We start from the raw sequence: 1,172 nt of genomic DNA, 5'->3' as shown, positions 1-1,172 counted from the left end.
GTTCGAGACTAGGACGTTGATAGGCAGGGTGTGTAAGCGTTGTGAGGCGTTGAGCTAACCTGTACTAATGACTCGTGAGGCTTAACCATACAACCCAGATGAGTTTTTATCTGAGTTGATGGTAACTAGATTTATTACTTACTGCTAAAGGTAAGGCTTAGTGAAGAATATATAGCGCTTAATGAAGTGCGAACTCAAAAAATCTCGAAAGAGTTATCAGATTTCCGAATTATTACTTACTGCATTTGCGGTAGATAAAGCAAGAATTTGCTTGGTGACAATAGCATTGTGGTACCACCTGATCCCATCCCGAACTCAGTAGTGAAACGCAATCGCGCCGATGATAGTGTGGGGTCTCCCCATGTGAAAGTAGGTCATCGCCAAGCGCCTAATTTCTCTTTTAAAGAGAGCAGATAGCCCGTTACTGATGTAACGGGCTTTTTTGTGTTTGTCATTTGAGCGTCATATGCCATGTGAAAGTCATGTGAAAGTAGGCTGTAATGTCTGTGTTTATAAAGCAACATATATACAGACATGCAGCGCTGAGGATTTATCCGCAAATAAACTTCGCTAAGTTCCGAATGTCTCTCATTAGAGAGTCGATAAAGCCCTGACTTAATAGTCAGGGCTGTTTTCGTATTAGATTTTAGATCTGCATCCAGTGACAGAAAGCTGTGATGTCTGTTTGGTGAGCTCTGATAGCCCGTAACTAATGTGACTGGCCATTTTCGATCACGCTCTTTATAAAACAGATGAGATCATGCGACGCAATATAAGCTGAAATATTTTGATGTTTTTGCTGGATACCTTTATTTAGCGGCCAACTAAGGCTTTCGAACGTAAGGTCAGGGCCATAAACCAGCAGGTTTGATGTTTTCTACTCTTTTCCGATTGGATTACTTTCTGCGATCAATTCTCTATGTTCCTGGTCAAAATATAATAGGCTTATTGCTAACAACTTTAGCGTTAGTTGGCCAGTAGGCTGTTTCAGATTGGTGTTTTTAAGCCTGACAGTGATTGCTATGAGTATTAAGGCGCCAGCTCTTAAAATAATGTGGTTTATTTTTCGATTATTTCACCATGTTGAACTAAAATTGAATGCCGCATTGAGATTTAAGTGGAAGAGTTTAAGTCTTTTACAAAGCAGTTAAATTCATCGCGCGAAGCGCGAA

2 rRNA genes are annotated in these 1,172 nt (G+C 40.4%); both read left to right on the top strand.

The annotated features are described in order from the left end of the window. Window positions 1-89 (top strand): 23S ribosomal RNA (locus tag BM739_RS19810); the annotation flags it as partial. 181 nt (window positions 90-270) lie between these two features. After that, window positions 271-386: ribosomal RNA gene (rrf, locus tag BM739_RS19805) — 5S ribosomal RNA — on the top strand. The last annotated feature ends 786 nt before the right edge of the window (window positions 387-1,172 follow it).

Origin of the sequence: Shewanella sp. UCD-KL21, assembly GCF_001957135.1 — a bacterium.
GTDB lineage: Bacteria > Pseudomonadota > Gammaproteobacteria > Enterobacterales > Shewanellaceae > Shewanella.
The sequence above is the reverse complement of the archived record's forward strand: the minus strand, read 5'-3'. Positions and strand labels throughout refer to the sequence as shown.